General features: G+C 58.3%; 24 protein-coding genes. 1 reads left to right on the top strand and 23 read right to left on the bottom strand.

The genetic code is table 11. The annotated features are described in order from the left end of the window. Window positions 1-147 precede the first annotated feature (147 nt). The 14 genes from icd to AB1772_04085 all read right to left on the bottom strand — a co-directional run bounded on the left by icd (window position 148) and on the right by AB1772_04085 (window position 14903). Window positions 148-1392 carry an isocitrate dehydrogenase (NADP(+)) gene (gene icd / locus AB1772_04150; GenBank protein MEW5795533.1) on the bottom strand — a complete coding sequence of 415 codons (1245 nt, stop codon included), beginning with the start codon at window positions 1390-1392 and terminating at the stop codon, window positions 148-150. A gap of 380 nt (window positions 1393-1772) precedes the next feature. After that, entirely contained in the window at window positions 1773-2702 is a 930-nt protein-coding gene (gene mdh, locus AB1772_04145) for a malate dehydrogenase (GenBank protein MEW5795532.1), read from the bottom strand. A 30-nt stretch (window positions 2703-2732) separates the two neighbouring features. After that, window positions 2733-4034: a lactate racemase domain-containing protein gene (locus tag AB1772_04140; GenBank protein MEW5795531.1), complete on the bottom strand. Its 1302-nt coding sequence runs from the start codon at window positions 4032-4034 to the stop codon at window positions 2733-2735. After that, complete coding sequence (gene ndk / locus AB1772_04135; protein MEW5795530.1) at window positions 3997-4392, bottom strand: nucleoside-diphosphate kinase; 396 nt, start codon at window positions 4390-4392, stop codon at window positions 3997-3999. Before ndk ends, AB1772_04140 begins: the two co-directional genes overlap by 38 nt. Window positions 4393-4395: 3 nt before the next feature. Beyond that, entirely contained in the window at window positions 4396-4980 is a 585-nt protein-coding gene (locus AB1772_04130; protein ID MEW5795529.1) for a 2-oxoacid:acceptor oxidoreductase family protein, read from the bottom strand. Then, window positions 4977-5837, bottom strand: a complete 861-nt coding sequence (locus tag AB1772_04125) for a 2-oxoacid:ferredoxin oxidoreductase subunit beta (GenBank protein MEW5795528.1) — start codon at window positions 5835-5837, stop codon at window positions 4977-4979. The genes AB1772_04130 and AB1772_04125 overlap by 4 nt, the downstream gene beginning before the upstream one ends. Then, on the bottom strand, window positions 5837-6973 hold the full coding sequence (locus AB1772_04120; protein ID MEW5795527.1) for a 2-oxoacid:acceptor oxidoreductase subunit alpha: 1137 nt from the start codon (window positions 6971-6973) through the stop codon (window positions 5837-5839). Before AB1772_04120 ends, AB1772_04125 begins: the two co-directional genes overlap by 1 nt. Before the next feature lie 11 nt (window positions 6974-6984). Continuing rightward, on the bottom strand, window positions 6985-7248 hold the full coding sequence (locus tag AB1772_04115) for a 4Fe-4S dicluster domain-containing protein (GenBank protein MEW5795526.1): 264 nt from the start codon (window positions 7246-7248) through the stop codon (window positions 6985-6987). A gap of 51 nt (window positions 7249-7299) precedes the next feature. Continuing rightward, window positions 7300-8304, bottom strand: a complete 1005-nt coding sequence (sucD, locus tag AB1772_04110) for a succinate--CoA ligase subunit alpha (GenBank protein ID MEW5795525.1) — start codon at window positions 8302-8304, stop codon at window positions 7300-7302. 27 nt (window positions 8305-8331) lie between these two features. Next, window positions 8332-9471 carry an ADP-forming succinate--CoA ligase subunit beta gene (gene sucC, locus AB1772_04105; protein ID MEW5795524.1) on the bottom strand — a complete coding sequence of 380 codons (1140 nt, stop codon included), beginning with the start codon at window positions 9469-9471 and terminating at the stop codon, window positions 8332-8334. Further along, on the bottom strand, window positions 9468-10865 hold the full coding sequence (locus tag AB1772_04100; protein ID MEW5795523.1) for an HDIG domain-containing metalloprotein: 1398 nt from the start codon (window positions 10863-10865) through the stop codon (window positions 9468-9470). Before AB1772_04100 ends, sucC begins: the two co-directional genes overlap by 4 nt. Beyond that, window positions 10862-11887 (bottom strand): carbamate kinase, encoded by a 1026-nt coding sequence (arcC, locus tag AB1772_04095; GenBank protein MEW5795522.1) that lies wholly within the window; start codon window positions 11885-11887, stop codon window positions 10862-10864. Before arcC ends, AB1772_04100 begins: the two co-directional genes overlap by 4 nt. Next, on the bottom strand, window positions 11884-13236 hold the full coding sequence (locus AB1772_04090) for a cyclic 2,3-diphosphoglycerate synthase (protein ID MEW5795521.1): 1353 nt from the start codon (window positions 13234-13236) through the stop codon (window positions 11884-11886). Before AB1772_04090 ends, arcC begins: the two co-directional genes overlap by 4 nt. Before the next feature lie 173 nt (window positions 13237-13409). Then, window positions 13410-14903, bottom strand: coding sequence for an aldehyde dehydrogenase family protein (locus AB1772_04085; protein ID MEW5795520.1), 1494 nt, complete (start codon window positions 14901-14903; stop codon window positions 13410-13412). A gap of 336 nt (window positions 14904-15239) precedes the next feature. Here AB1772_04085 and AB1772_04080 point away from each other — a divergent pair, with 336 nt between their 5' ends. Further along, complete coding sequence (locus AB1772_04080) at window positions 15240-15833, top strand: hypothetical protein (protein MEW5795519.1); 594 nt, start codon at window positions 15240-15242, stop codon at window positions 15831-15833. Between the two features lie 177 nt (window positions 15834-16010). Here AB1772_04080 and tgt read toward each other — a convergent pair whose 3' ends face one another. The 9 genes from tgt to AB1772_04035 form a co-directional block, all read right to left on the bottom strand. Beyond that, entirely contained in the window at window positions 16011-17144 is a 1134-nt protein-coding gene (gene tgt / locus AB1772_04075) for a tRNA guanosine(34) transglycosylase Tgt (GenBank protein ID MEW5795518.1), read from the bottom strand. Window positions 17145-17151: 7 nt separating this feature from the next. Next, window positions 17152-18516 carry a DNA repair protein RadA gene (gene radA / locus AB1772_04070; GenBank protein ID MEW5795517.1) on the bottom strand — a complete coding sequence of 455 codons (1365 nt, stop codon included), beginning with the start codon at window positions 18514-18516 and terminating at the stop codon, window positions 17152-17154. Then, on the bottom strand, window positions 18517-19956 hold the full coding sequence (dnaB, locus tag AB1772_04065) for a replicative DNA helicase (protein ID MEW5795516.1): 1440 nt from the start codon (window positions 19954-19956) through the stop codon (window positions 18517-18519). Window positions 19957-19960: 4 nt separating this feature from the next. Continuing rightward, window positions 19961-20749, bottom strand: a complete 789-nt coding sequence (locus tag AB1772_04060) for a uracil-DNA glycosylase (GenBank protein ID MEW5795515.1) — start codon at window positions 20747-20749, stop codon at window positions 19961-19963. Between the two features lie 28 nt (window positions 20750-20777). Beyond that, complete coding sequence (locus AB1772_04055; protein ID MEW5795514.1) at window positions 20778-21368, bottom strand: phosphopantothenoylcysteine decarboxylase; 591 nt, start codon at window positions 21366-21368, stop codon at window positions 20778-20780. A 44-nt stretch (window positions 21369-21412) separates the two neighbouring features. Beyond that, the gene (locus AB1772_04050; GenBank protein MEW5795513.1) at window positions 21413-21979 is read right to left on the bottom strand and encodes a flavoprotein; all 567 of its coding nucleotides are present in this window, start codon (window positions 21977-21979) and stop codon (window positions 21413-21415) included. A gap of 8 nt (window positions 21980-21987) precedes the next feature. Then, window positions 21988-22461, bottom strand: a complete 474-nt coding sequence (locus AB1772_04045) for a DUF494 family protein (GenBank protein ID MEW5795512.1) — start codon at window positions 22459-22461, stop codon at window positions 21988-21990. An 82-nt stretch (window positions 22462-22543) separates the two neighbouring features. Further along, window positions 22544-23191, bottom strand: a complete 648-nt coding sequence (locus AB1772_04040; GenBank protein MEW5795511.1) for a YceI family protein — start codon at window positions 23189-23191, stop codon at window positions 22544-22546. Beyond that, window positions 23191-23940 (bottom strand): Calx-beta domain-containing protein, encoded by a 750-nt coding sequence (locus AB1772_04035; protein ID MEW5795510.1) that lies wholly within the window; start codon window positions 23938-23940, stop codon window positions 23191-23193. Before AB1772_04035 ends, AB1772_04040 begins: the two co-directional genes overlap by 1 nt. Between the last annotated feature and the right edge of the window lie 15 nt (window positions 23941-23955).

The following is a 23955-nucleotide window of genomic DNA, read 5'->3' as shown; positions in this document are numbered from 1 at the left end:
ACGTCACCCTTCGACGGGCTCAGGGTGACAGTCCAAACCGCCACGGTTTCGATGAAGCGTGTGCCGATTGCGGTAGCGGAACCCGGCAGATGAGGGCATCTGCCGGGCACGTTTGAGAACCCCACCGCAAGCAGTGGGCCACCAAGGTTACATATTCTTTATGATCTCGGTCGCAAATTCCGACGTGCCCACTTTGCGGGCGCCGGTCATCTGGCGTTCGAGATCATAAGTGACCGTCTTGTTGTCGATCGTCTTCTGCAAGCCGGAATCGATCAGTTTCGCGGCCTCGTCCCAGCCCATGTACTCGAGCATCATCACCGCCGAGAGGATCAGCGAGCCGGGGTTGATGACGTCTTTGTCCGCGTACTTCGGCGCCGTGCCGTGAGTCGCCTCGAATAGCGCCACATAGTTGCTCATGTTGGCGCCGGCGGCCATGCCGAGTCCGCCCACCTGCGCCGCGGCGGCATCGGAGAGATAGTCGCCGTTCAGGTTGGGCGTGGCAAGAACATCGTACTCATCCGGCCGAAGCAGCAGTTGCTGGAACATGCTGTCGGCGATACGGTCTTTGATAACGATCTTCCCTGCCGGCACCTTGCCGTCGTATTTGCTCCAGAGTTCCTCCTCAGTGACGACCTTGTCGCGGAACTCAGTGGTGGCCAGCTTGTAGCCCCAGTCGCGGAACGCGCCCTCAGTGAACTTCATGATGTTCCCCTTGTGAACGAGCGTGACCGAGCTGCGCTTGCGATCAATCGCGAACTGAATCGCCTTGCGCACCAGCCGCTTGGTGCCGAATACCGAAATCGGTTTGACCCCGACACCGGAGTCCGGGCGGATGTGGGTCTTCATGGTCTTGTTCAGCCAGGCGATGACTTTCTTGACCTCGGGACTGCCCTTCTTCCACTCGATACCGGCGTAGACATCCTCGGTGTTCTCACGGAAGATAGTGATGTTCAGCTTCTCCGGGTGCGTCACCGGCGAGCCGACCCCGCGGAAGTACCGCACCGGCCGCACACAGGCGAACAGATCGAGAATCTGGCGCAGTGACACGTTGAGCGAGCGGAACCCGCCGCCTACCGGTGTGGTCAGCGGACCTTTGATCGCCACGTAGTATTTCTTGATGGCGTCAGTTGTTTCTTTCGGCAGCCACTCGCCGTAGAGCGCGTTGGCCCTTTCGCCGGCGTGGATGTCCATCCAGGCGATTTTCTTCTTGCCGCCGTAAGCTTTTTCGACCGCGGCATCGACGACACGGCGCATCGCCTTGGATATGTCGCGGCCGATACCGTCGCCCTCGATATGCGGGATGATCGGATTGTCGGGTACGGCCAGTTTTTTGTTTTTCACCGCGATCGGCTGGCCGTCGGCCGGCACCACGATATGTTTCACTTTTGCCATGTGAGCTCCTTATTCAAAATCGTTCAATCTCAATACGTAGGGCAGGACCCCTGCGGTCCTGCCATTGTACGCCACGACTTCAATCACCCGTGGCAGGAGCACGGGGCTCCTGCCCTACCTCTACTCTCGTAGGGCAAAATCCCCCGCTGCTTCAGCGGCGTAATTCTGCCATTCATCGTGTTGTCAGGCGACTCTGCCCGACAGCTCCTTCTTTTCCCTGCCTTCGGTTGGCAGAACCACTCGCCCGAAGCGGGCTCGGGTTCTGCCCTACGGTTTCTCCACCCAGCGCAAGCGATGGGGCACCGGTGGGTTCTGCCCTACGCTTTTGCTGCCCAGCGCAAGCGCAGGGACACCGGAAGGTCGGCCGCGTCATCGACCGCCTACTTATACCCCATGATCTTGAGGTGCTCTTTGTAGGTCGCGGCGGAGGTCTGGAGCGATTTCAGTTCGTTCTTCGAGAGCTTCAACTCGAAAATCTTCTCCACACCATCAGCACCGAGCACCACCGGCACGCCGATGTAAATATCAGTAATACCGTACTGGCCGGTCAGCCAGGCCGACGCTGCCAACACCCGTTTTTCATCGTTGAAGATTGCGCGGCACATATCGACAGTGGCCGCCGCAGGCGCGTAATACGCGGAGCCGGTCTTGAGCAGGCGCACGATCTCGCCGCCACCGTCGGCGGTGCGAGCGCAGATCTCATCGATCCGCTTCTTCTCGATCAGCTCGCCGATTGGAATGCCGGCGACAGTGGTGTACCGTGGTAGCGGTACCATAGTGTCGCCGTGTCCGCCCAGCACCATCGCCTGCACGTCGGTCATGGCCACGTTCAGCTCCATCGCGATAAACGTACGGAAGCGCACCGAGTCGAGTACCCCCGCCTGGCCGAGCACCCGGTTTTTCGGAAAGCCGGTGATGTTCTGCATGTGGAAGGTCATCAGGTCGAGCGGATTGGAGACCATCAGCACAATGCTCTTGGGGCAGTATTTCTTGATGTGTTTGCCGCAGGCGGCGATGATCTCGGCGTTCTTGGTCAGCAGGTCCTCGCGGGTCATGCCCGGTTTGCGGGCAAGGCCGGCGGTCATGATGACGATATCCGCTCCCTGCATATCCTTGAAATCATTGGTGCCGAGCACGCGGGCGTTGTAGCCGCGAACCGGTCCGGCCTGGGTCAGGTCAAGCCCTTTGCCTTTGGGCATGTCCTCGATGACGTCGACCATGACGACATCGGCAAAATTGGCCTCAGCCAGATACATGGCGCATGAGGCCCCGACATTGCCGGCTCCGATCACGGCGATCTTCTTGTTCATATATCCTCTCCTGGTAATTCCGTGTGCGTCCTATGGCGCACCAGCGAGTTTAAGTACCGTGTGGCCGGCGTCGCGTACGACCGCCAGCCGTTTTCTATCGTTCTTGTTCAAACATTCGTGAGTCAGCGTCTCCAGATCGTGAACCGGCTCGTAGAACACCCGACGGGGTTGATCATCGGGCAGCTCGGAGTACAGGCGTACGTTGATGCGCCGCGTCATGGCGTTGACCCGTGACAGCTTGTGCGATCCGAATCTTGGGACGCCGTCGCGCGGTTGGTTCGTCTCCCTATCCCATGAACCAGCCAGATCAAAGAAACTGCGCTTGCCGATGCCGTCGCGGCACGACGCCACCACGGCCACAGTTCCTCGGTCGGCGCACCCGGCCTGGCTGTTTTCGAGCCCCTTCTGAATCTGGTACAAAGTGCGATCCAGCGGCGGGAGAACCTCGGCGAGGACCAGATCGTATGGCCTGGGTATGGTGTGAGCGTATAGCTGAAATGACGCCGCTACCGCCTTCTCAAAAGCCATCTGTAATGGGCCGCAGAACGCGTGGAGTATGCGGCGGGAGGCATCGGCAACAACCTGGATCGAGAACACCTTACTGGAATCGAATTGTTCGAGCAATTCGTCAAGATGTTCAGCCATCGGGTTGCCCTTGAGTCTCAGTGGTTGGCAATCGAGGGAATTGGCCAGATTGTGGTTGCGCTCGATTGTGGCGCGGTCAGTCAATCCGGGGAAAAGAGACTTCCGGCCGCCCGTGAAACCAGCGAAATAATGCGGCTCCACCGAAGTGATAATCAGGATCTTCCGCGCCTTGAATGCCCGGCTGTTCAGATAGAATGGCTCACCGAAACGGTCACAACCGATCTTTGTCATCCGGCTCAAATCGCCGCAATCATGCCAGGCAAGGCGGTCTCTCAGCCGATCCAAGTGCCTGCCGAATATCTTCCTGTAGTGATCTGCCGATGGTTCCCCATGTGTGCCGCACGCTATGAGAAAGAGTGCGTTGTCCAGGAGGCGGCCATCGTATTGATCGAGCCAATCGAGTATCTGCGCGGTAGGGGTTGGGCGATGGCCATCGTTGACTATAATCAAGGGAGGCTCACCCTCGAGCACACGCTCTCCCCCGGACCTTTCGAAGGACTCAACAAACTGATCATACGAAAGCGGCGCACCGTCAGACAACACGCCGTACTCCTGCATATCGACCCAGTCGGGAAGCGTAAGAGAGATGGTATCCTCGGCGTATGTCAACTTGACGTCCATAGCGGTGGGAACGCGGGAGGGGAGCCGCTCAAAAGAAGTGGGCGATCTCCTTAGTAGCGTTTTCATCGGAATCCGACGCATGGACCGAGTTCTTCTCAATGTCCAGCGCAATCTCCTGCCGGATCGTGCCGCACGCGGCCTTTTTGGGATCGGTAGCGCCGATCAGAGTGCGAAGATCGTCCACAGCGTTCTCTCTTTCGAGCAGCATCGGCACCACCGGCCCCGAGGTCATGAACCGGACCAGGCTCTCCAGAAACGGCTTGCCCTCGTGCACGGCGTAGAAAGCCCGTGCTTTCGCTTCGGTCAGGGTCAACATGCGCATTTCCACAATACGAAAACCGGCCCTTTCAAGGCGGGAGATCACGTGGCCGACAAGGCGTCGCTGGACCGCGTCCGGTTTGACAATCAGCAGGGTACGGCTCATATTTCAGCTCTTCCCCTGTTTCAGTTTCGCCGCCTCGGTGAAGCCGATGTCGATCGCTTTCTTATTCTTCTCCTCAGTGCCGCGCGGCGCGCGTTTCAAGACCGCGGAGGTCAGCGCCACACGTGACACCAGGCCGGTTAGTTCAGCAATAGCCGAGAGCGCGATCACATTGGCCACCATCACATGTCCGGCCTCCTCACGCGCCAACCGAGTAAACGGCAGCCCGTAGTATTTATCTGCCGGGATGTCAGTAACGAGCGTGGTGTCAACCACGAGCGTGCCGTTCGGCTTGAGATCGCCGTAGTATTTGTCCATCGACTCCTGGGTCATGCACAAAAGGAGGTCGAGCTTCATCGCCTTGGGATAGTAAATCTCATTGGGCGAGATGACTACGTCCGACTTCGACGCACCGCCCCGCGCCTCGGGGCCGTATGACTGGGTTTGAACGACATTGCGATCGTCAGACTTGGCGATGGCCTCGGCGAGAATGACCGACGCCAGAATCATCCCCTGGCCGCCCGAGCCGGAGAGCCGCATCTCGTAGCGATCCTGCGGGATTTGCACCTTATCGAGAACTTTCGCGCTCATGCCTGCTTACCTCCCGTCAGATGTTTGACGGTATCATCGTAGACATCACAGAATTCGGTCTTCTCTTCCTTGTGCAGCAGACCGATCACATACTTGCCCTTCAGTTCCTCGGGCGTCATCTTCTGCGCCTTCGCGAGAGGCACCGCGCGGTCCTTGAAGTCGTTGATCATCGTAACCGCGTCTCCCTGCTTGTTCAAACGGCCGAAATAGGTGTGGCAGTTGGAAATGACCTCGACCAGCGAGAAGCCGCGATGTTCGATCGCCTGCATGATGAGCTTTTCCAACTGCGGCGTGTGGTACACTGTACCTCGTCCAACAAACGATGCGCCCGCCGCCTGGGCCAGTCCACAGGGATCGAACTGCTTCTCGGCGTTGCCGAACGGCGTAGTGGTCGAAAAGGCGTGAGCCGGCGTCGTGGGCGAGCCCTGCCCTCCGGTCATGCCGTAGATGTTGTTATTAATCAGCACGGTGGTGATGTCGATGTTGCGGCGGCAGGCATGGATAAAGTGGTTGCCGCCGATAGCGAGGGCGTCGCCGTCGCCGGTGACCACAATCACTTTCAACTCCGGACGGGCGAATTTCACGCCGGTGGCGAAAGCCAAAGCTCGACCGTGCGTGGTATGCAGGGCATTGAAATCGAGATAGATCGGCATGCGGCTGGAGCAACCGATTCCGGAAGCCATCACAACATTGTCCTTGGACAACCCAAGATTATCGACCGCCCGGATGATCGCCGACATGACAATCCCGTTGCCGCAGCCGGCGCACCAGACAGTGGGCATCGCTTTGCGGGGACGGAGGTACTGCAGGATGACATCGGACCGCTGCTTGTCCTTCTCTTTGACTACGGTGCTCATCAGATCACCTCCTCCAGCTTTTCGACCAGTTGCATGGGTGTGAGAATCTCGCCGTCGAAGCGCTGCAAGCCGTGGACCTCGATATCCGGCGGCAGGACCCGGCGCACCTCGTGAATGATCTGGCCCATGTTCAATTCGCCAACCACGACCTTCCGGCAGCGACTGCATAGTTGTCTGATTTGCTCATCGGGGAACGGCCAGATCGTGAACAGTTGTACCGCGCCCACCTTGGCGCCCGCTTTGCGCGCAATGGACGTCGCCTGAAGTGCCGCCCGCGCCACCGAGCCGTATGACACGAAGGCGATCTCCGCGTCGTCCATGTATTCGTCGCGGAGCTTGACGATCTCCTCTTTGTAGTCAACAATCTTGTGCCGTAGCTTATGCAGCTTGGGAGCGATTTCATCCGGGCGGTTCGTGGTAAAACCACGTGTGTCATGGGTGAGGCCGGTGCAAACGTAACGGTAGCCATCGCCGAACGCCGGCATGGGCGAGACAAGATTCTCTGTCATGGCGAAGGCCTCGAACTCCTCCGGTGGACAGGTTGGCTTAGTGCGATTGAAGATCTCAAGCTCGCCGGGATCAGGCAGCGTCACCACTTGTCGCGAGTGGCCGATTACCTCGTCCAGCAGAATTGTCACTGGGCTGCGAAATCTCTCGGCCAGATTGAAGGCGCGCACTGTCTCGGTGAATGTCTCGTAAATGGTTGACGGCGCCACCGCTATCGCCGTGTTATCGCCGTGCGGCCCCCACTGCGCCTGCATGGTATCGGACTGGCTTACTTTGGTGGGCAGACCCGTCGATGGCCCACCGCGCTGGACGTTGATTATCACGACCGGTGTTTCGGTCATGTAGGCGTAACCGATGTTCTCGACCATCAGCGAATATCCCGGACCGGAGGTGGCGGTCATAGATTTAACCCCGGAAATTGATGCCCCGATGGCCGCCGCAATCGAGCCGATCTCATCCTCCATCTGTATAAAACGCCCGCCGATTTTCGGCAGCTCGCGGGCGCACCCTTCGGCTACCTCGGTCGACGGCGTAATGGGATAACCAGCGTAAAACCTCATGCCGGCATAAATAGCGCCTAATACACAGGCGTGGTTGCCCATGATCAGGACTCGTTCTTTTTTGGCCATAACCTGTTTTCCTACTTGTAGTTGCTGGTAATGGCCAGGTCAGGGCAATGCACCCAGCAAATCGTACACTGGGTACAATTCTGGGCGCGCGCTATGATCGGCTTACCGTCGCGGTTGGGTTCAAATACATCCTGGGGACAAAGCGCAATGCAGATATTGCAGGCCTTGCACCACTTCATATTGATCTCCAGAGGCGGGGGTCCCGCGCTATAATCGTACTTACTCTGCGGGCCGGGTTTACGCTTGGTTTCCTCGGCAGCGTCAGGGCTACTCATGTCGTCTCCTCGCACGGTGTGCTTCTGTTGCGCTACTCATGGATTGAATGCTCATCTCTTCTTCGTCGTCTTCTTCGTAGCCGCCTTCTTCGCGGACTTAGCGGCGGACTTCTTTGAAGTCGGTCTGGAGGTTTTTATCTCCGCGCGCTTTTTCATCGTGACCTTCTTGCCTCCGGAGGATTTTGTCTTCCTCAGAGCCTCCTTGATCAGGTCTGGAATTTCAGTGGGGGAACCCGCCACCGGTATGCCCACCGAGTTCAAGGCTTTGATCTTCCCCTCGGCGGTTCCCGAACCGCCGGAGACAATCGCACCGGCGTGGCCCATCCGTTTGCCCGGAGGGGCGCTCTGCCCGGCGATAAACGACACCACCGGCTTGGTGAGATGCTTCTTGATGTAGGCCGCCGCCAGTTCCTCATCGGAACCGCCGATCTCACCAATCATGACAATACCTTTGGTGGCCGGGTCGGCCTCGAACGCCGCGAGACAGTCAATGAAGTTTGTGCCTATTACCTGGTCTCCGCCGATGCCCACACAGCTGGTCTGGCCGAGGTCGGCGAGCGTGAGCGCCCAAATCGCTTCGTAAGTCAACGTGCCCGAGCGGGAAACAACCCCGATAGGCCCCGGCTTGACGATAGTCCCCGGCAGAATGCCCACTTTCGACTGGCCGGGTGAAATCAGTCCCGGACAGTTGGGACCGATAAGGCGCGCGCCATGGCTCTTCACAAATGGCACGACCTTCATCATATCATTGGCAGGAACTCCCTCGGTCACACACACCACCAGCTTGATGCCCGCCGTTACCGCCTCGTAGATAGCATCAACTGCGAATGCCGGCGGCACATAGATGACCGACGTATTCGCCGAAGTCTTTTCGACCGCCTCGCTCATAGTATTGAATACCGGTATCCCGCCGATCTTGCTGCCCCCTTTGCCGGGTGTCACCCCGGCGACCACGTTCGTGCCGTACTTCTTCATCTGTTCGGCGTGGAATGAACCGTCACGGCCCGTGATGCCTTGAACGACAACTGTCGTCTTCTTGTCTATGAAAATTGACATGCTCTTTGGCTCCTGTTCACTGTCCTGCTATGCGGCCTGACCGGCCAGTTCAATCGCCTTCTTCACGACGTTATCCAGCGTTTCTGCCGACGGCAGCTTTACCGATGCAAGTATCCTCCTCGCCTCCGTCTCATTCGTGCCGGTCAGCCTGACTACGACCGGGATTGTCGGCCTGAGCTGCCGGAAGGCCTCGACGATACCGGTGGCGACATCATCGCACCTTGTGATGCCGCCGAAAATATTAATCAGAATCGAACGGACATTGGGATCATCGAGGATGATCTGCATGGCCGAGACGACTTTCTGCGGGTTCGATGATCCGCCGATATCCAGGAAGTTAGCCGGCTCGCCGCCGTACCTCTTGACCAGGTCCATCGTGGCCATCGCCAGCCCGGCGCCGTTGACAATACAGCCGATACTGCCGTCGAGTTTGACGAACGACAGATCGGCTTCGCGCGCCCTGACCTCAGCCGGGATTTCAGCATCGAGATCACGCATCGCGGCGATATCCGGGTGGCGGAAGAGGGCGTTGTCATCGATGTTCACTTTGGCGTCGATAGCGACCACCTCGCCACCCTGAATAGTCACGAGAGGGTTGATTTCCACGAGTGAAGCATCCACCTCCCAAAAGGTCCGGTACAGTTTCATCAGGATATCAGCCGCCTTGCGCACCTGCCCGATATCCTTGAACAGCTTGTAGGCAAGATTACGCGCCTCGAATGACTGAAGGCCGTAGATCGGGTCCACATGCAGCTTATGTATCTTCTCCGGGGTTTTAGCGGCGACCTCTTCGATATCCACCCCGCCCGCTGATGACACCATGATCACCGGTTTCTGAGCGGCACGGTCGAGAATGATGCCGACATACGACTCAGAGAGAATGTCAACCGCTTCCGAAATCAGCACCTTGCGTACGGTCTCGCCCTTGATGTCCATCCCAAGTATTTTGGTGGCCAAGACGCGCGCGGCCTCGGGGTTCTCAGCATACTTGACTCCCCCGGCCTTGCCTCGCCCGCCTACCAGCACCTGGGCCTTGACCATAACCGGTTTGTTGAATCTCGTGGCGATCTCGGCCGCCTGAAGATGGGTGGTGGCAATCTCACCCGGCGGCACCGGCACTCCCCGCTCGGCAAACATTTGGCGGGCTTGATACTCGTGAACCTTCATAAAACGCTTTCCTCGCTGTCTGTGGCGTCCTTCATAATTATGCTTTGATAATATTTCCGGGCCAGACTTTCAAGCACTTCCTTGGTGTTGGCCGATGGATCATCCAGCACTTGCTCCATGAGGTGCTCCAGAATCTCGCCCACTCTCGGACCCGGCCCGATTTCGAACATCCGCATGACATCATGTCCGTTGAGCGCGAGATCAGAATAGCTGAACGGCGGTTTGCGCGAGAGTTCTTCGCGTATCGCCTGCTCGAATTCATTGACATCGGTGGTGGTGCCGCCCATTCCCTGAGCGATAACATCCGCCCGGCGCAGATCCAGCAAATCGAAAATCAGGTCGACCCCTACTTTACGCACCAGGCGACGCAGCCCCTTGTCGGTGACTGCTGTGGTGAACATGTGGCGTTCGACCAGGGCGGAAACCTCGTCTACCAGGGCATTCGAGAAGCGTAGCCGCGTCATCACCTCCCGCGCGGTTTCTGCTCCCAGCGTCTCGTGGCCGTAGAACGTGGCGCCGTCATCGGTGAGACGTTTGGTGCGCGGCTTATCGATATCATGGAAAAGCGCCGCGAGCCGCAGGCGCAGACGCTTGTCGCAGGCATCGATACACCTGAGCGTATGCTCGTAAACATCGTAAGCATGATAACCGCCCGGTTGATCGACTCCGATGCCCGACTCCAATTCCGGCAGTATTTCTCGCAGCAATCCGCTCTCGTGCATGAGCTGAAAGCCGCGCGATGGTTTCTCTGCCAGGGTAAGGAGCTTGGTTAGCTCTTCGTTGATCCGTTCCGCAGAGACTGTGGTTATCGATGCTGCGACTTGCCGGATAGCATCAAACGTATTCGGCTCTACCTCGAATTCAAAGCGGGCCGCGAACTGAATTGCGCGAAGCATCCGCAGCGGATCCTCGCGGAACGACTCCGGCGAGGTCATCCTCAGGCGGCGTTTATTGAGATCGCTCAGCCCGCCCAGCGGATCGACCAGCCGTTCGGTGCCCAGTTCCACGGCCATGGCATTGATCGTGAAATCGCGGCGAACCAGATCCTCCTCGACCGGCAGAGCGGGGTCATAAGCAACCGCGAAGTCTTTGTGACCGGCGCCGGTGGAGTGCTCGCGGCGCGGCAGGGTGATATCAAACGTGTGCATCTTCTCGCGGCCGAGCTGAGTGAACTTGATCACACCGAAACTGCGGCCGACCAGATCGACCCGGCCGTGTCGACGGAGAATCGACGTGAGCTCATCATAAGGGATACCGGTAACAAGATAATCGCGGTCCTTGATTTTCATGTCCGGCATGAGCAGACGATCCCGCACCGCCCCGCCGACCTCGTAGATGCGTCCGCGTGTCAGAATGTCACCTACCGCCTTTTCCGATAACCTGCACATTATCATCGCACAATTCGCGTTCCAGCCTCGCCTCGAAGGGCTTTGGCGGCGTTTTCAAACGAGGTTATCGTGACCATTTCTCCGCCGTTCTCCAGAAACTTGATAGCGGCAAGAATCTTTGGACCCATCGAGCCTTCCGGGAAATGCCCCTCCTGGTAAAGGGTTCTAATCTGCGAAAGCGATACTTCCTCGAGATTCTTTTGCTGCGGCGTGCCGTAGTTGGCGGCCACCGAATCGACCGACGTTAGGATCGAAAGGACGCCCGCGCCGATCTCGGCGGCGAGCAGGGCCGATGCCAGATCTTTGTCGATTACGGCGTCAATCCCCTCATACCAGTTACGGTGATCGATGTAGATCGGGATACCGCCACCACCGTCGGCAATTACCACCGCGCCGGATTCAACCAGTTTCCTAATCATGCCCGCCTCGATCGTGCGGAGTGGCATCGGCGACGGCACCACTCGTCGCCATCCGCGATTCGAGTCCCTCTTCATCTGCCAGCCGCGGGTCTGAGTGAACACTTTGGCGTCACTTTCAGAGTAAAACTGCCCGATGAACTTCGTCGGATTGGCGATCGCCGGATCATTGGGATCGACCAGCACCTGAGTGATAATCGTAATCACCGGGCGCTCGAGATTCTCGTCGCGCAGGCGATTCGCCAGCGACTGCTGAATCATGTAGCCCATACCGCCCTCGGTGTCGGCCACGCACACGCCGAGCGGAAGAATCGGCGCCTTCCCGCGGGCCAGCTCGATTCGCAGCAGGGCATTACCGACCTGTGGTCCGTTGCCGTGGGTCACCACCAGGTTGTAGCCGTCCTTGATGAGATCAACGATGCCGTCGAGCGATTCCCGAGTGTGGCGGAACTGGTTCGCTATCGTGTCCTCGACACCCGGTTTGGTGATAGCATTCCCTCCCAACGCTACCACCGCTGTCTTATTGTGAGTCGTCACGGCGAGACCTGTTCCCGGAAGCCGGCGAAAGCCCGACGGACCGGCCGTAACCGGCCCGTCGGATCGAAACCTCACTTCTTGCGGGACCCCTTCTTGCTACCGGCCCGCCGTGAAAAGTAGTCAGCCAGGACCGTCGCCAAGCTGGGCGTGCCGATTTCCTGCAGCGAGTAATACACGCGCGTGGTCGGATGTTTGATTTTGACGATTCGGCTCAGATCGATGGGGGTGGCCACGATCACGGAATCGCACTCAGTGCGATTGATCGTAGTCTCCAGATCTTTCACCTGTTGATCGCCGTATCCCATAGCCGGCAAGAGTATGCCGATATCGGGATATTTCTCGAACGTCTGCGTGATCGATTTCACGGTGTACGGGCGCGGGTCGACCAACTCGGAGGCCCCGTATTTCGTAGCCGCTACCACCCCGGCGCCATACTGCATCTCGCCGTGCGTGAGTGTCGGACCGTCCTCCACTACCAGCACCCGCTTACCGCGAATCAATTCCGGCTTGTCGACCTGGATCGGCGACGCCGCATCGATTACCACCGCCGCGGGGTTGTAGGCCGCCGCATTGGCCCGCACCTGGGCGATTCCGTCACTGTCGGCCGAGTCGATCTTGTTGATCACGATGGCGTCGGCCAGCAGCAGGTTCGCCTGGCCGGGGTAGTAACTGATTTCATGGCCGGGCCGGTGCGGGTCTACCACTGTAAACTGAAAGTCGGGGCGATAGAACGGCATATCGTTATTACCGCCGTCCCAGAGGATCACGTCGGCCTCCTTTTCCGCCTCACGGATGATCTTCTCGTAGTCGATCCCCGCATACACTGTGACACCGCGCACGATATGCGGCTCGTACTCCTCGCGCTCTTCGATCGTGCACTTGTGTCTGACCAGGTCGTCCAGAGAAGCGAAGCGCTGGCACACCTGTTTGGTCAGATCACCGTACGGCATGGGGTGACGAATCGCCACCACTTTCTTGCCCATGCTTTGCAGAACTTCGGCCACGCGGCGGGTGGTTTGCGATTTGCCCGACCCGGTGCGGACGGCGCAAACCGCGATGACCGGTTTCCTGGACTTAATCTGCGTGGGCAGCGAACCTTCGACCGAAAAGCGCGCGCCGGTGGCCATCACGTAGGCTGCCTTCTCCATAACGTACTGATATGAAACATCGGAGTACGAAAAAACGACTTCGTCGACCGAGTGTTTCTGAATCAGATCGAGCAGTTCCGCCTCATCGTAGATGGGAATACCTTTTGGGTACAGCTTGCCGGCCAGCGCTTTGGGATACTTGCGCCCCTGTATATCCGGAATCTGGGTGGCCGTGAACGCGACCACTTCGACCCTCTTGTCATTGCGATAGAGCACGTTGAAATTGTGGAAGTCTCTTCCGGCCGCGCCCATGATAACTACTTTCTTTCTTGCCATGTCTAATGACTCCTAATCGATTCGTTTCATCGTTACATCACCGATCCAGGAAATGACCGCGGCAGTCATATAGATGATGCCATCCAGATGAAAAGAATCAGATAGAGCGGCAGATGCCCGATCCGGGATCCGAATATGTACTTGCAGCGTTTCAATATCGTGCGCCTGCGTGCTTACTGGTTATCGATCTGCGCCCTTTGCAGTCCGCCGGAGAAATCGACATAGACTGACTTCCACTCACTGAATACGTCGAGCGCGGCAGTGGCCGCCTCACGATGGCCGTTGCCGGTTTCCTTAGTGCCGCCGAAGGGAAGATGGGTCTCGGCGCCGATGGTCGGGGCATTGACATAGAAGATGCCGGTGTATACATCGCGCATGGCGGTGTACGCTTTGTTAATGTCACGCGTGTAGATCGACGCAGAAAGCCCATAGGCGGTGTCGTTAGCCATCTCCATGGCCTGATCGAAGCTGCGGAAGCTGCCAATCGACAGCACCGGGCCGAAAATCTCCTCGCGCCATAGACGCATTTTCTGAGTAACATCAGAGAATATAGTCGGCTGCACAAAGTAGCCCCGGGCGTACGGGCCGCCGGTCAACTGCTGTCCACCGCACACGAGGCGGGCGCCATCCTGGTTCTTGCCGATATCCACATACTCGAGCACGGTCTTGAGCTGGTCCTCATTCACACATGGGCCCATCTGAACGTTCTCATCGAGACCGTTACCGACTTTGAGCTTCGAGGCTCGCTCGGCCATCTTCTTTACGACCTCGCCGTAGACGCGCTCATGGCAAATCAGCCGGCTGGTGGCGGTGCAGCGCTGCCCGGTCGTGCCAAACGCCCCCCAGAGGGCGCCCTCGATCGCCAGATCGACATCGGCATCATCCATGATGATCTGCACGTTCTTGCCGCCCATCTCGAGACAGGAGTGCTTGAACTTGGGAGCGCACGAGACGGACACGCGCCGGCCGACATCGGTAGAGCCTGTAAAGGAGATTACCCGCACCCGCTCGTCTTCAATCAAAGGCTGGCCCACACCGGAGCCGCTGCCGGTGACCATATTGACCACGCCGGACGGGATCCCTTCCTCGTGCATGATGCGCACCAGGTTGACCACCGAGAGCGGCGTATCGGTAGCCGGTTTGATGACCACAGTGTTGCCGCAAATCAGCGCGGGCATCATCTTCCACGACGGAATCGCCATCGGAAAATTCCATGGCGTTATGAACCCGCACACTCCGAGTGGTTGACGAACGGTCATGCAGAATTTGCTCTTGAGCTCGGACGGCGTGGTCATCCCGAACGAGCGGCGCCCCTCGCCGGCCATGTAGAAGGTCATGTCGATAGCTTCCTGCACATCGCCGCGAGTTTCCGCAAGCACCTTGCCCATTTCGCGCGTCATGTCTCTGGCACAGCGCTCTTTTTCCGCGAGCAGGCGCGTGGCGACACGATAGAGAATCTCGCCGCGCTTGGGCGCCGGAACCAGCCGCCAGGTTTTGTACGCTTCGGCAGCGGCATCCACCGCCGCTTTGACGTCGTCCGCGTTTGACTTCTGGAAGACGCCGATCAGTTCGCTGGTGTCGGCGGGACTGCGGTTCTCGAATGTCTGTCCCGAGCGTGAGGCGACCCACTCCCCGTTAATGAAATTCTTGAAAACTGTTTCAGCCATCGTCAGCTCCGTTTGTGCCAAAAGGTTTTGGGTCCTGCGTTTTTGGTTGTGAATTTATTCACAGCCGCTCCGCAGAACGCGACAATATAGCAGATAAGCCCCGGTAGTCAACCCATTTGAGGCGTCGCGGCGCGCTATTTGCGCGTTGCGGCACAACAAGTTACATGGCGCGGCGTTCGTTCCTCCCAAGCCCCCCGACCGCGCTTTGATCCGCGCCGCAATCTGGACCGCGCGAACCTATTTTGAAAAAAGATCGTGAGATCGGGTTGACCTTTGCGACATCGGGATCGTCTGTTATGTTAGACGATGTAGGAACGTCCCTTGAACGCGCTATTGATGACATACTGGCTTTGCCTGCCTCTGGCGCCGCTGAATCCGATCGAGGAAGACACGCTGGCGCCGCTCAATCTGCACTTTACAGTTGGGGTAGCGAACCCCAACGGGATCGTCAGTCTTGGACCGGTGATGTCCGCCAGTTGCGAAATGCTCGTCGTTCATCCATTCATGGTACGGGGCACTGTAGAGCTCAAATACGGTCGGATAACGTCAAGTGTTTTCCCCACGGGCCACCTCTGGTCGGTGCTGATGGGCGGCGATGCTATTTATTATCGAGGAACTGATCATCTGACCGGCTATATCGGCGCCGGGGCGGTATTCGCGGCGCACAGCTTCCGCTCGTTCGCCGAAACCGCCGATTCGCTTTTTCTCTCAGAGGGGGTCACCGATGTTGACATCAAACAGCAGTGGGGATACCGGATCATTCTCGGCCTGCGCTATCACAGATCATACTCACTTGAAATCGGCGTGGTCGAATTGCGGCCGCGTTTCATGAAGGTCGGCTCCGACGGAGCCGGCGGCGAGCACCGGTCGTACCAGGCCACCCGCACCGGCAGCTTTCAAATCACGATCGGGTATCTGTTCGAAGTATAGCTGTTAGGTAAATCGGAATCCTACGCAAAGGAGTTGCGGCAGGTATTCGACCACGACGGCGGCAGGTCACCACCCGATCCGGCCCGCTTCGCAGACCGGGTCGGGCTCAAGACCTGACGCAACAAGACGACGGCTGGCGTGGAGGCCGGTCGATCAATGTCACGGTGCCGATCAGGATCATAGTGATGTCGGATCTGCTTGCACGTAACGCAAAAGAAACTCCCGGCGAAAGGCATCAAACCGGCCGGCAGCCATTGCCCCTTGGATATCGCGCATTAGCTGCAAGTAAAAGTAGACAGAATGGTAGGTTGCCAGGGAGAGTCCTGTGATCTCCGCCTGGTTGAACAGATGCCGCAGGTAGGCGCGGCTGTAGCGACGGCAGACCGCACAGTCGCAGTGCTCATCGAGCGGGCGACTGTCATCAGCATACTCGGCGTTGCGATAGACCAGCGGTCCGGTCGACGTAAACACGCTGCCGGTGCGCGCGTTGCGCGTGGGCAACACGCAGTCAAACATGTCCACACCGTATGATACCGCCATCAGGATATCTTCCGGGTAGCCGACTCCCATCATGTAGCGCGGTTTGTCTGCGGGAAGCAGCTCAATGGTGTGCGCGAGCATGTCTTCCATTTCGGTCTTGCTCTCCCCTACCGAAAGGCCGCCAATCGCGTAACCGTCGAAATCGAGCGCCACGATCTCTTCTGCTGACCGCGTACGGAGGTCTTTGTAAGTCGAACCTTGGACGATTCCGAATAGAGATTGTGCTCGATCAGGACCATCCGCAGTAGATTTCGCGAATCGCTTTCGGCATCGCGCGGCCCAATAGGTGGTTCGCCGGACAGCATCGGCGGCGGTTTTCTCATCCGATGGATATGGCACGCACTGATCGAACGCCATGATGATATCTGCGCCGATATCACGCTGGATATCGACCACTTTTTCCGGCGTGAACAAATGGCGGGAGCCGTCGATGTGCGACTGGAACTCGACCCCCGCGTCGCTCACCTTGCTGATGTCCTTGAGGGAAAAGACCTGGTAGCCGCCGGAATCAGTCAGTGTCGGCTTGTTCCAACCCGTGAATTTCGCCAAGCCGCCCTGGCTGCGGACAATGTCCGGGCCGGGCCTGAGATAGAGATGATAAGTGTTAGCAAGAATGATCTCCGCGCCGCACTCATCGAGCTGTTCACAAGCCAGCGCCTTCACCGCGCCGGCGGTGCCCACCGGCATGAAGGCGGGGGTTTGAAATGTACCGCGGGCGGTCGAGACGACGCCATGGCGGGCGCGGCGGTCGACCGATCTTAGCTCGTACATAGAATTGTCAGCCAATGATTCGATCCAGCGCCGATTGCAGGTCCCTCACCGGCATCATCTCCAGATCAGGCGAGCCGATATGCGACCGGTTGCTCTCCGGATAGACTATCGCCTTGAAACCGAGCTTGGCCGCCTCGGACGCCAGCCGATCAGCGTTCACCACGGCGCGCACTTCACCAGATAATCCTACCTCGCCCACCACGAGCTTATCCGCCGAGACCGGCTTGTTGGTAAGCGACGACGCAATCGCCGCGAGTATCGCCAGGTCAAGGCCCGGCTCGGTCAGGCGCAGCCCGCCCGCGACTGAGACGAATACGTCATGGGTGGCCATCGGATAGCCGCACCGTTTCTCCAATATAGCAAGAAGCAGAGCCAGTTTTTTATTGTCGATCCCGCCGGCCACCCGCTGGGGGTTACCGTACGTTGCCGGAGTGACCAGCGCCTGCACCTCGACCAGGAGCGGACGGTGGCCCTCGCAAACGCCGGCCACCACCGCTCCGGCCCGTGGGGTGTGAGGTTCCCCACTGAGAAAAAACGCCGACGGATTCACGACCTCGCCGAGACCATCGGACTCCATCTCGAACAAACCAATCTCCGCCACCGATCCAAACCGGTTCTTGACTGCGCGAAGGACACGATACAGCCGCGACGAATCCCCCTCGAAATACACGACTGTGTCGACAATATGCTCGAGCACTTTGGGTCCGGCTACCATCCCCTCTTTGGTCACATGGCCGATCAGGATCAGCGCGAAACCACGCGCTTTAGCCAGCGTGACAAGATGATTGGCGGCCTCGCGTACCTGGCCGACCGTTCCCGGCGGAGAATCGAACTGCGCGGAGGTGATAGTCTGGATCGAATCGACCATGACCACGGCATAATCATTCTCCGACAGCACCCCGGTGATCTCCTCGATGGCCGTACAGTTGATTACCGTGATCCGCTCTCCCGCTACAGTGAGTCGCTGGGAGCGCATTTTGATCTGCGGCAGCGATTCTTCGCCGCTGATGTACAAGACCGGCAAACCCTGCCGCGAGTACCCGTCCGCAGCCTGCAATACGAGGGTCGACTTACCGATTCCCGGATCACCGCCGATCAGCACGGTCATGCCGGGCAGAAGCTGTCCGCCGAGCACCCGGTCGAATTCACCTATCTCCGAAGTGAATCCTGAAAGGTTCTCCTGTGAAATCTCGGAGAGTAGCTGCTTTGTGACATTGCCGGATCGGGCCGGAGATTTCTTGCGGTCGGGGATGTGCTCCTCGATCAGGCTGTTCCACTCGCCGCACTCGCGGCACTGCCCCTGCCAGCGGGGATGTTCGGCTCCGCACTGACTGCAGAAAAACGCCGTCCTGGTTTTCTTCGACGAGAGCATTTAGAAGGGCACGTCACCGGTGTCAACCGGCTGGACATCGGGCGGGAGCTCGCGCCGCCGCCGCTCCATGTTTTCGAACCGGGCCAACTCGCTCACAAAGGCCATGTCGAGTGAACCGGTGGGGCCGTTACGCTGCTTGGCTATGATTATCTCCGCCCGGCCGAGTTTGTCCTGATGCTTGGGGTCCTTGCGTTCGTCGGACGAGAGATACGCCTCGGGGCGATACAACAACAGCACCAGGTCGGCATCCTGTTCGATAGCGCCGGATTCGCGAAGGTCGGCCAGCTGCGGGCGTTTCTCCCCGCCGCGCTGTTCCACCGCGCGCGACAATTGCGAGAGCGCAATCACCGGTATGTCCAGTTCCTTCGCCAGGGACTTGAGATTTCGAGATATGAGCGATATTTCCTGCTGGCGGTTTTCGGCCCGCGTATTGGAATGCATCAACTGGATGTAGTCGACTATCACGAGATCAAGCCCATGCTGTGCCTTCAGGCGCCGAGCCTTGGCGCGCATTTCGAGCGGCGAGAGGGTGGCGGAGTCATCTATGAAGAGCCGTGCCTTGGTCAAGGCCGCCCCGGCAATTGGCAGCTTGCGCCAATCGGCGTCGCTCAGCCTGCCCGAGCGCACCCGGTGCTGATCGAGCCGCGCCCGACTGCAGAGCATCCGCAGCACGAGCGCTTCTTTCGACATTTCCACCGAGAACATACCTACTGATTTGGGATTCTTCTCATTGGTGGCGACATTCTCAGCGATATTCATCGCCAGTGCGGTCTTCCCCATCGATGGCCGCCCTGCTATGACGATTAGGTCGCCGTTGTGCAGACCGAGCGTGGAGTCATCGAGAGCCGTAAACCCGGTCCGCATTCCGGAGAGGCCGCCTTCAGCGACCTGCATGGAATCGATTCGCTCAAGGGTGTCGTCGACCAGGCTCTTGAGTGGGACGAACCCTTGCCTGAGCCGGCTTTCGGAGATATTGAAAATGTTGGCCTCGGCGCGATCGAGCAGCTCATCCGGCTGCATCTCCGTATCGTAACAAGAGCGGAGGATTTCGGTGGAGGTCGCTATAAGCCGACGAAGCGTCGCCTTCTCTAGAATGATATGCGCATACGATGTGACATTGCCGGTCGAGGCTACCTGCTCGATAAGATCGACCAGATACACCCGCCCGCCTATCTTGTCCAGTTGCCCCTTGTCCTGAAGCCGGCTGACCACAGTCGTGATATCGATTGGTTCGGAACGCGAATACAGATCGAGAGCCGCCTGGAATATCATCTGGTGCCGGGGAGCGTAGAAATCGCCCGGCTCCTGGACTACGTCGACAACCCGGTTGATCGCCTCGGGGTCTTTCAGAATAGCGCCGAGCACCGCCTGCTCGACCTCAAGCGCCTGTGGCGGCTGGAGCCGATCCGCCTGCTTTTCGGTTTCGGGGCGATAAGCCATCCGGTCACTTCATGCTTTCGTAACGCGCCATCAGTTTCTTCATGTCTTCCCAGGTGTCTTTCTTATACTTCTCGAAGCGAAGCAGCGCCGCCGGATGATAGGTAACGATGAGAGGAATACCCTGATATTCATGCCAGCCGCCGCGAAGGGCGCCGAGGGTGGCGGTCGTTCGAAGCAGCGCCTGGGCGGCGATTCGGCCGAGTGCACAGATGATCTTCGGCTGGATCAGCCGAACCTGCTCCCGTAAGTACGGAAAGCACTTCTCCATTTCGGCCGGTTCAGGATCACGATTGCCCGGCGGACGGCACTTCAGAATGTTCGCGATGTAAACGTCGTTGCGACTCAGCTTCATGGCGGCGAGGATCTTATCGAGCAATTGCCCGGCCCGACCGACAAACGGCTCACCCAGGCGGTCCTCGTCGGCACCGGGCGCTTCACCGATGAACATGATTTGGGCATTGGGATTCCCCACGCCATATACGAACTTGTTGCGAGTCGCCCCAAGCGGACAGAGTTGGCAATTGCAGATTGCTTCGTGATGAGCCGCCAACGACTCGAATTGTGCTTCCGTGCTCATGTCAACGCTGCTCTGAAAAATGTCCGCCTGTTTACCCTCGGCTTCCACCGCGGCTGCGACCGATATCACCCGGTGCGAACTCGCGATTAGTTGCGCCGCTTCTCTCGGCCCGGAAAGTCCGTTAGCTCCGACCACGATTTCGCCCATGCCCAATTCGGCCTGGGCCGCGAGGGCGCGGCGTACCATCTCGAACAGATTATCTGGCTTGCTGTTCATACGAGTCACACTCCGGGGGTGCGACAAGCTACAACATGCCGGCTATGATTTCAAGCAGTTTGACCGCAACTTCACGCTTCGGCATCAGCGGCCAGGGGTCAGGCCTGTGGCCGGGGCGGATCACGGTCACACGGTTGGTGTCATATTCAAACGCCGACCGCTCATCGCTCGGCGAGTTCAGCACAATCATATCGAGATTCTTGGCCCGCAGCTTCTTGCGCGCGTTGGCGATGTCGTTATCGGTCTCCAGTGCGAACCCGACCAGCACCTGCTTCTTCTTGCGTGACCCCAGGTCGGCCAGGATATCCACAGTCGGCTCGAGATTGAGAACAAGTGCGGCGTCGGCTTTCTTGATTTTTCGGCGAGCCGGCGATGTCGGTGCGAAGTCCGCCGGGGCAGCGGCCATAATGACACAATCAGAGGTCGCAAACTGCCGGGTCACCGCCTTATACATCTGAGCGGTTGTCTCGACCGATATGAACCCTACGCCTTGCGGCACAGCCAGCGAGGTCGGGCCTGATACCAGTGTTACGCGGGCGCCCAGTTCGGCGGCCGCTTCCGCGATGGCGTACCCCATTTTCCCTGAGGATCGGTTGGAGATGTAACGGACCGGATCGATCGGCTCGCGGCACGGACCGGCGGTAACGATAATGCGCTTACCGGTCAGCGCTTTTTTTTTTGGCCGGCCCCAAAGTGGGCCTCGACAGCGCGGAAGATCTCGTCCGGCTCGACCATCCGCCCCTCGCCCCAGTGCTCGCAGGCCATATCGCCGGTGCCCGGACCCACAAACTTGTAGCCGAGCCCTTTCAGATACTCAAAATTGCGCTGGGTCGGCGGGTGTTTCCACATAATCGGGTTCATGGCGGGAACGACCATGACAGGTCGTTCAGTGGCGCAAACTATAGTCGTGAGCAGGTCATCGGATATACCGGCCGCCGCTTTACCGAGAAAATTGGCTGTCGCCGGAGCGACTACAATCAGGTCCGGCCATTCGGCCAGGTCGATATGGCGGGTGGCGACAAATTCTCCCTCGGGAAACATCGAGACCGCCACCGGGTTGGCGGAGATCGTCTCAAGAGTCAACGGCGTAATGAATTTCTGGGCGGACTGGGTCATGATGACGCGCGTTTCAGCCCCAGCCTTTCGCAGGCTGCGTATGAGATACGGAATCTTATAGCAGGCAATCCCTCCGGTGAGTCCGATCAGAACCCGCTTGTTCTTAAGTGACATCGCCACTCTTAATTGATACTGGATGACCGGTCGGAGCTGATGTCGCTCAGGAGGTCACGCTCGGTCCGGCCGAATTCGTTGAACATCACCGCCGAAACCACCAGTTTTACCTGTTCCAGAGAGGCTATTCGCTGGCTCGACGCCGTCAGGCGATCGAGAACCGACTCGAACTGCTCACTGGTAAGCACGCCCAGATTGAACAATCGAAGAAGAAAACCGTGCGCATCGGGGGCAATCCGTGCTCGCTCAGACTCGGTGAGAATGCGTGTCGAGCCGGACCGCTCAGGGATTTTGGTGTAGAGATTCTCCGCCGATGCCGCCGAGTGGCCCAGAATCCAGTTGTAGGCTGTGGAAATCTCCTGTTCGGTAAAACCCAGGTTCCGAAGACTGGAAGAGTATTCGGACATGTCCTCCATGTCATCGCCCGAATCCTGGGCATAATCCATAAGGCAAAAGACAATTTCGAGTATGCGTGAATCCAAGAGATCTCCTAAAACAACAAATCCAGAGCCAAAATACGCTCATCCCCGGATTCATGCAAGTTTGAATACACCGCTAAATGAATCAGCGGAGCAGTTCCCAGGCCGGCAAACTGATGGGCGACGACTTTAAGTCGTTGCGGGCGCTGAAAATAACCTCGACAAGGATTGTCTCCGCCAGTTTCAGAAAGAGAGCTTTGGGACGGTCGATTTTGTACTCATCGAGGTTCATGGCGAAGTTTGCCCTTATAACCAGGCGCGAAACATCACCCGGATCGGTTTTGAGGCTGGCCTGGATATCTGCCGACAGACGGCGCTTGTTTCCGTGAATGTAGAAATATCCCTGCGCGGTGGCTTTGTATACGGTATCCGGTTTGAGCGTGGCCGGCAACCCGATGACACCGGTGAGTTCGAAATAGGCGAATGGGTACTTTTCAGTGTGGAGGTGATTTTCCCGCATATGGCGGTCGCGCGTTTCAATACCGGTCTTGAGCGTCCGCAAATCGACCTGGAGGATTCCAGACACAACGGCAGAAGGATTGGTGGGTTCGAAAGTCAGACTGCCGGTCAGATTGTTAGTCTTGCCCTCGATAAACTCCAGCTTGGCGGTCGATCGAAAGTAGACCGTGTCGGTACCGGCAGTGGGATCAACAGCGAACTCCTCCGCCTGTGCCACACCCATGACACAGAAAATCACACAGAAAGTCGCGCTATATGTGACAGTTCTTTTCATCAGTTGTCCAGCGCCCCCTGATCGATCCAATCGCGAATGAGATTCTGCTGCACCAGGGTCAGGTACGGTGGGCCGTCGTACGGCATGCGCGACGGAAACGGGGGTGTATCTGTTGTTTTCGTATACAGGGTGCTGTTCGCTGAGTTGCCGGCTACGACTACGTTGCCGCCTGTATTGGTCCCTGTCGCACTTATTACGAGCGCGTACGTAACCGTACCGCCGAGATACATATCGCCTCCAGGGGTGGCCGATGACCCGTGACAGAACCCCAGCTTGGCGCAACTAGTCTGCAGCAGCGGGCGAACCTGGGCGGCAAAACTGATCTGGGCAACATCGTTGTCATTGATCGTTCCGGTCGCGACTGATCGAACCACATTGGCTCCCGTGACCATGGTCAGGGCCATTAGAAACGTCTCAGTCGGCTCCACGTCGGAATCATCTATCGTGGGAACCAATATCGTAGACGAGGTCTGGCCAATCAGTATCGTATCGCTTCCCGATGTAGCCGTAAAGTCACTGCCCGCCAGGGCGCTACCGTTGCTTGTCGCGTAGGAGAAAACCACGAGGTGATCGGTGGCCTGATTGATGGAGACGCCGAAAAGCAGGGTACCGCCCTCGACAACCGTGTGATCCTGAATCGAGATCGATGGCCGAGCATCATTCGGATCGGTCGGCTTGTCGCCCGAATCGGAGCAGCCGACAGCCGCCAGGATCGCTATTACCACTGAGAACAGGATGTATTTCGACATGGCCACGGTATAATA

Source organism: Candidatus Zixiibacteriota bacterium (genome assembly GCA_040752815.1).
Lineage (GTDB): Bacteria > Zixibacteria > MSB-5A5 > GN15 > FEB-12 > JAGGTI01.
Note: the sequence above shows the minus strand (reverse complement) of the source record. Positions and strands in the feature narration are given on the sequence as shown.

Coding starts and splice junctions, on each gene's coding strand:
- icd (MEW5795533.1), bottom strand. CDS start 1,392: ATGGCAAAAGTGAAACATATCGTGGTGCCGGCCGACGGCCAGCCGATC.
- mdh (MEW5795532.1), bottom strand. CDS start 2,702: ATGAACAAGAAGATCGCCGTGATCGGAGCCGGCAATGTCGGGGCCTCA.
- AB1772_04140 (MEW5795531.1), bottom strand. CDS start 4,034: ATGAAAACGCTACTAAGGAGATCGCCCACTTCTTTTGAGCGGCTCCCC.
- ndk (MEW5795530.1), bottom strand. CDS start 4,392: ATGAGCCGTACCCTGCTGATTGTCAAACCGGACGCGGTCCAGCGACGC.
- AB1772_04130 (MEW5795529.1), bottom strand. CDS start 4,980: ATGAGCGCGAAAGTTCTCGATAAGGTGCAAATCCCGCAGGATCGCTAC.
- AB1772_04125 (MEW5795528.1), bottom strand. CDS start 5,837: ATGAGCACCGTAGTCAAAGAGAAGGACAAGCAGCGGTCCGATGTCATC.
- AB1772_04120 (MEW5795527.1), bottom strand. CDS start 6,973: ATGGCCAAAAAAGAACGAGTCCTGATCATGGGCAACCACGCCTGTGTA.
- AB1772_04115 (MEW5795526.1), bottom strand. CDS start 7,248: ATGAGTAGCCCTGACGCTGCCGAGGAAACCAAGCGTAAACCCGGCCCG.
- sucD (MEW5795525.1), bottom strand. CDS start 8,304: ATGTCAATTTTCATAGACAAGAAGACGACAGTTGTCGTTCAAGGCATC.
- sucC (MEW5795524.1), bottom strand. CDS start 9,471: ATGAAGGTTCACGAGTATCAAGCCCGCCAAATGTTTGCCGAGCGGGGA.
- AB1772_04100 (MEW5795523.1), bottom strand. CDS start 10,865: ATGATAATGTGCAGGTTATCGGAAAAGGCGGTAGGTGACATTCTGACA.
- AB1772_04090 (MEW5795521.1), bottom strand. CDS start 13,236: ATGGCAAGAAAGAAAGTAGTTATCATGGGCGCGGCCGGAAGAGACTTC.
- AB1772_04085 (MEW5795520.1), bottom strand. CDS start 14,903: ATGGCTGAAACAGTTTTCAAGAATTTCATTAACGGGGAGTGGGTCGCC.
- AB1772_04080 (MEW5795519.1), top strand. CDS start 15,240: ATGACATACTGGCTTTGCCTGCCTCTGGCGCCGCTGAATCCGATCGAG.
- tgt (MEW5795518.1), bottom strand. CDS start 17,144: ATGTACGAGCTAAGATCGGTCGACCGCCGCGCCCGCCATGGCGTCGTC.
- radA (MEW5795517.1), bottom strand. CDS start 18,516: ATGCTCTCGTCGAAGAAAACCAGGACGGCGTTTTTCTGCAGTCAGTGC.
- dnaB (MEW5795516.1), bottom strand. CDS start 19,956: ATGGCTTATCGCCCCGAAACCGAAAAGCAGGCGGATCGGCTCCAGCCG.
- AB1772_04060 (MEW5795515.1), bottom strand. CDS start 20,749: ATGAACAGCAAGCCAGATAATCTGTTCGAGATGGTACGCCGCGCCCTC.
- AB1772_04050 (MEW5795513.1), bottom strand. CDS start 21,979: ATGTCACTTAAGAACAAGCGGGTTCTGATCGGACTCACCGGAGGGATT.
- AB1772_04040 (MEW5795511.1), bottom strand. CDS start 23,191: ATGAAAAGAACTGTCACATATAGCGCGACTTTCTGTGTGATTTTCTGT.
- AB1772_04035 (MEW5795510.1), bottom strand. CDS start 23,940: ATGTCGAAATACATCCTGTTCTCAGTGGTAATAGCGATCCTGGCGGCT.